Origin of the sequence: Polaribacter aquimarinus (genome assembly GCF_003129485.1) — a bacterium.
Lineage (GTDB): Bacteria > Bacteroidota > Bacteroidia > Flavobacteriales > Flavobacteriaceae > Polaribacter > Polaribacter aquimarinus.
Window position 1 is genome coordinate 1 of sequence record NZ_QFFG01000010.1, and the last position, 5,481, is coordinate 5,481.

General features: G+C 30.5%; 6 protein-coding genes. All 6 read left to right on the forward strand.

Annotated features, from left to right (window positions below; translation table 11 throughout):
- Positions 1–356: 356 nt before the first annotated feature.
- The 6 genes from DIS07_RS14845 (at position 357) to DIS07_RS14870 (ending at position 5,345) form a co-directional block, all read left to right on the forward strand.
- Complete coding sequence (locus DIS07_RS14845) at positions 357–893, forward strand: alpha/beta hydrolase family protein (RefSeq protein ID WP_109406055.1); 537 nt, start codon at positions 357–359, stop codon at positions 891–893.
- A gap of 197 nt (positions 894–1,090) precedes the next feature.
- Positions 1,091–2,044, forward strand: coding sequence for a Fic family protein (locus DIS07_RS14850; RefSeq protein WP_092581038.1), 954 nt, complete (start codon positions 1,091–1,093; stop codon positions 2,042–2,044).
- Between the two features lie 587 nt (positions 2,045–2,631).
- Positions 2,632–2,808, forward strand: coding sequence for a barstar family protein (locus tag DIS07_RS15155; protein WP_219930530.1), 177 nt, complete (start codon positions 2,632–2,634; stop codon positions 2,806–2,808).
- Between the two features lie 101 nt (positions 2,809–2,909).
- Entirely contained in the window at positions 2,910–3,281 is a 372-nt protein-coding gene (locus tag DIS07_RS15130; RefSeq protein WP_181374618.1) for a hypothetical protein, read from the forward strand.
- 147 nt (positions 3,282–3,428) lie between these two features.
- Positions 3,429–4,040, forward strand: coding sequence for a hypothetical protein (locus DIS07_RS14865; protein WP_109406057.1), 612 nt, complete (start codon positions 3,429–3,431; stop codon positions 4,038–4,040).
- A gap of 606 nt (positions 4,041–4,646) precedes the next feature.
- The gene (locus tag DIS07_RS14870) at positions 4,647–5,345 is read left to right on the forward strand and encodes a hypothetical protein (protein ID WP_109406058.1); all 699 of its coding nucleotides are present in this window, start codon (positions 4,647–4,649) and stop codon (positions 5,343–5,345) included.
- Positions 5,346–5,481: the final 136 nt, after the last annotated feature.

Here is a 5,481-nt window from a genome sequence, read left to right on the forward strand (position 1 = left end):
ATAAGAAATGATTTATGAAAGAATAAGCTACTTATAAGCACAACAACTTGAAATCGAGATCTAGGTCTCACAGAACTGAACGTGTTTAAAAGTAGAAAAGAGAGAGGATTACCAATGTTGTCGAAGTATAAAGCTTCACCGTGTATATTAACCTTAATTCTCTCTTTTATTCTTTCTGATTATATATCAAAATTAGTAAAAGACAAACTTAAGACGTGTATAATTAATGGCTAGTCCTCGCCTACTTACGAAAATCCTCGCGGATTTTCTATTCGGTTTTTATTTGCTAAATTAGGTGCTTAAACACGCCACTAATCATACACAAAACCGTTGTGGTGCATTTGAAAAAAGTGTTTATGAAAGAACGAATAATAATAATTTCAGATTTGTGGGGTAGGGAAAAATCTGAATGGTTAATTAATTATACTCGAATTTTAGAGACAAAATTTGATGTTTTGTTTTACGATAGTTGCGAACTTGGACAAATTGATATATCAAATTATACACAAGAAAACTTACATAAACAGTTTATAAGTGGTGGAATAGAAAAAGCAATAGATAAGCTAGTTGAGAGTGAAAAACAAAAGGTGAATATTCTAGCATTTAGCATTGGTGGAACAATTGCTTGGAATTTCGGTATTAAAACTGATAATATAAAGTCATTAGTCTGTGTCTCATCAACAAGACTTAGAAATGAAACTGAAAGACCTAAAGGATATTTAGAAGTTTACTTTGGGGAAAATGACGAATATAAACCTACGGTAGATTGGTTTGAAAATATGGAACTTGAATATGAAATCCTGTCAGATAAAGGACATCAAGTCTATTGTGAAACTCAATTCGCTGAACATTTAAGCGAAAAAATAATAAAACGACACCACAACAAATTATAAACCTTATTGCTGGCTTTTGGCTCACTTGCGAAAGTCCTCGCAGACTTTCTATTCAGTAAAATTTGCTTACTTTTAGCTTGAAAACAACGCAACAAACTTTATACAGAGCCGTTGTGCCCAATTAAAAAAGTCACTTAAACAAAGGAAATTCAGGAAAATGATATTATATTTGATACTATCAAATGATAGTATCAAGAATGAAACCACCTTACGAAATAACATCATCAATATTAAAGTTAATAACTTCTATTTCTGAAAAAATTGGAGAAGTTAATGCAAGTTTATTAAACAGACCTTCACCTAAATTGCGAAAGCAGAATAAAATTAAAACTATTCATTCCTCTCTAAAAATTGAGGGAAACACTTTAACTGAAGAACAAATAACAGCATTGCTAGAGAACAAAAGAGTTCTTGGTCCAAAAAAAGATGTACTTGAAGTATTAAATGCTATCAAAATTTATGAGAATTTAGAAAAATATAAACCATCGAATGAAAAATCTTTCTTAAAAGCCCACAAAGACTTAATGGAAGGTTTAGTTGAAAAATCAGGAAAGTACAGAAATCAAGGAGTTGGAATAGTAAAAGGTTCAAAAGTAGAACATCTTGCACCTCCTTTTGAAAATGTCCCTTTCTTAATGAAAGATCTTTTTGACTACTTAAAAACTTCAAATGAAATTGAATTAATAAAAAGTTGTGTTTTTCATTATGAGATGGAATTTATTCATCCATTTTTAGACGGAAATGGAAGAATGGGAAGATTATGGCAAACTTTAATTCTTATGGAAAAATATCCTTTATTTGAATTTTTGCCTTTTGAAACTTTAATCAGCGAAGACCAAGAAAAATATTACAAAGCTTTAGCTGAAAGTGATAAATCTGGAAATTCAACAAATTTTATTGAATATATGCTTAATGTAATTGACATTTCAATCAGTCAATTACTTAATTTCAATGATAGAACCTTAAGCGAGAAGGAAAGATTAGAATACTTTATTTCATTGAATAAAATTGAATTTACTCGTAAAGATTATATGAATATTTTTAAAGATATATCTTCTGCAACAGCAAGTAGAGATTTAAAAAAAGGAGTTGAATTTGAATTGTTTGAGAAAATTGGTGAAAGAAATAAAACAATTTATAGATTAAAATAACTGGGCACAACAAGGTATAAGCTGTATTGCTAGCTAATTGCCAACTTGGGAAAGTTCTCGCGAACTTTCTAATCCGTAATTATTTACTTACTTTTAGTGTGACAAACCCGCAACAAAGCTTATACAGAAACGTTGCCTACAATAGTGGAATCCACTCAAGCGCAAGCAATACGGAATTCAAAATCATCTGACTTTTGCCAACCTCTACGTTGAATTTTTTACTCGAAATCTGAATTTAGCCTGTTGCGGACTTACCACTCATACGGAATTTATAAACGTTTCGGAAATCAGATCTGAACGCTGAATACTCACTCTTGCGGAATTGAGCCAGTTTGCGGAATTGAAAATCTGAACGGAATAAATGCGTCTGAATTTTTGGCTAGTTTGTTTTTCGCGATTTTTTTTTAGAATTTTAAGAAAGTAAAAACGAAAAAACTACAGTAGGCAACAACGTATAAAAATAATGCGTAGTTTAGTGCTAAATCAACGAATAGTCCAATTTTGCTACTTCTGAATTTCCTGCGGAAATTCCTCGCACGCAAAACCGCACTATTCTTATACAGAAACGTTGTGCTTAATTTACCGAAATGCGAATAATAGAGATAAACGGAAATAAATTTTCAAATATGAAAGGATTTTATCGAGAAATAGAATCGAAAATGACTTTCGGACTGAATTGGAAAATTGGACGGAATCTGAACGCATTTAACGATGTCCTTTATGGTGGATTTGGTGTTCACGATGTTGACGAAAATATATCTTAAAATGGCACCTAAGTGAAAAAAGCAAATCGGAATTAAAATATTACGACCGAATAATTGAAATCATTGAAGAACACGAAAATATCGAACTACAGCTGAATTAAATGCTATTTTGGAAAACTGAAAATAAGATTGAACCTAAAAGGGAATTTTACTCAAAAATTGAAGAGTATTATGTGGGACTTGCGGACAAACAAATCCCAACTGACTTGCTCTATGAAATTATATCAAAAGTAACAGACCAAATTTATAGCGATTATAAGAGGTTTTGGAAACAATATCCTAAATCCAGAAAAAGATATTCGACTTTGAAAATGGATGATATCGACCACGATTTTGTTCGTTATTCAATAACCGATTTTCTAAATGAAAAAGGAATTTCGGAATCGAGGAGTTTTTCAAAGATTTTGTTCAAAATGAATGATAAGGAATTTGACAAATATTTAGACCAAAAAGATTGGTACGAAACGAAATAAAAACTAAGCACAACAATGGCTATAAGTAATTGCTGGTTCTCGCCTACTTCTGAAAATCCTCGCGGATTTTCAGTTTGGTGTGTACTTGCAAAGTTAAGTGCTAACCCACGCAACTACTCATAGCCGAGACCGTTGGCAATAATTAAAATGAACCCAAGAAGTTTGAAAATTTTTAAAAAGAAAAAAGGAATTTATATTTCGACTGAAAATATTATTGCTGTTTCTTGGACAATTTTAATATTTCTAATCTACTATTTGAAAGAGTCATACGAATTTAACTTCAGAGGATGGGAAACTGGAATTTTGATTTTGGGAGTAATCTATATAATTGGACTAATGATAAGTACATTTTTCAGATATGAAAGAGAAATAGGAGAATATGACGGAAAATTGACTTTTTGGAAAAAACAAATTGAAATTGGGAATGACAAATATAATCTTGAACAAATAGAAAGAATTGAATTTATTAATGCTTATGACATTAAGGGAATGTTTGTAAATTCAATGTTGGAGTTTTCTCCTCATTTATCAAACGGACTTGATAACCAGTTTTTGTTAACCTTAAAAAGTGGAGAAAAAATAAAATGTAACTTTTTACAAACAGAATCTGAAAAAATTGAATTCTTTAATGAAACTTTTATTTATTATCATAAAAGAGGAATTATAAGTTGGTTACATCTTTTGGAAATCCTAAAAATTGAAGATTATGATAAAATTCAAAATTTTAAAAAAGAAATAACTATTGCCAACAATGTATAACCGCAATTACGGCGGATTCGACTACGTCCGAATCCACTCGGAATTGCTAAAGCCTGTGCTAAACCAAAAAGTCTGCGAATATTAACCCGTAACTGACGGTTATACGAGACCGTTGTAATTAATAGTGTGGAATTCACTCTGAAACTTAAAAATTGGAGTTTTTTTAATGTTGGAAAATACTAAAACGTGGGAATTAAAAATGCGAAAAAAATGGAATTACAAACTGTTGAACAGTCTCTCACTAACTTTGAGTTTTTAATAAATTGAGAAATAAATATGCTGAAATTTACTCAAAACCTGAATAGTAAAACGTGGGAATCATAGCAAAACGTGGAAATGAAATGCTGGTGTTTAGCTTCTTATGGAATTGAAAAAAATTGTGGAATTTTCTCTCAAAAACAGAATTTGAATAAAAATGAAAAAAAATTGAATCATAAATTGAAAAAATCTACTAATTACAACACCGGCTATATTTAATTGCTAATGTATTTTTCCTTCGGAAAAATACGCAAATCCGTAGTTGTTTGTTTTTTTTGCTTACTTTTAGCTTAAAATAACCGCAACTAAAACATAGCCCAAACCGTTGTAAACAATGCTGAAAACCGAGTGAAGTACTATATTGGAGCATATTATCTGATTAAATTAAAACCTGTCGAATATGGAACGATTAAAGGTTCTGACATCTATACTTGTAGTCGTTGTATAAACGACTCTTTTTTTGACTCTTGGGCAATTTCTTGGGCTTCAACCGAAAAGAAAGAACTTGATGAAACTAAAGTGACTTTTAATCTGACTAACAAAAATATTGAGGAAATTCAAGTTTGGGCTGACAAAAAACTGAATGAAAACAAACTTGGTTGGATAAATACTTTTTCGGATTTAAAAACATTGACCGAATACAAAGAAAAGTTCTTTCCTAAAGATTCCGACTTTGAAATATTAAGTATCAGCTTTCCTGAATCTGACTTCGACGAAGCTTTGGAAATGACAAAACCGACTGAATCGATTAGCGGAGAAATCGGAATTTATAACAAACTTAAAAACAAAGAGCTTGATTTAGAAAAAGACGAGTTTTTAGGTTACGACATAATTGGAATTGAACTTGGCGGAGATTTTCATTCTTTTCATTGCCACGACTTGTCAAACGATTTGAAAGAAAAATTCGGAATTAAAATAAATGAATTTGGACTTATAGAAAATTATGAGAATTGGGACAAACTAATGGAATATATGAATGACGAATCTAATGGATTTGAACCTGTACCTTGGTTTTATGTCAAAGTAAATAGAATAAAAAACAAATAAAGCACAGTTTACAACAAAGAACTGAGTTAAAAAACAAATAAATTCTTCGTTAAATTTTTACAATATTTTTCTAGGCTCAAAAATCTATTCATTCGTTTTTTGAGCTTTTATTTTTTTATTTAATATGCTATTTAGG

Coding starts and splice junctions, on each gene's coding strand:
- DIS07_RS14845 (WP_109406055.1), top strand. CDS start 357: ATGAAAGAACGAATAATAATAATTTCAGATTTGTGGGGTAGGGAAAAA.
- DIS07_RS14850 (WP_092581038.1), top strand. CDS start 1,091: ATGAAACCACCTTACGAAATAACATCATCAATATTAAAGTTAATAACT.
- DIS07_RS15155 (WP_219930530.1), top strand. CDS start 2,632: ATGCGAATAATAGAGATAAACGGAAATAAATTTTCAAATATGAAAGGA.
- DIS07_RS15130 (WP_181374618.1), top strand. CDS start 2,910: ATGCTATTTTGGAAAACTGAAAATAAGATTGAACCTAAAAGGGAATTT.
- DIS07_RS14865 (WP_109406057.1), top strand. CDS start 3,429: ATGAACCCAAGAAGTTTGAAAATTTTTAAAAAGAAAAAAGGAATTTAT.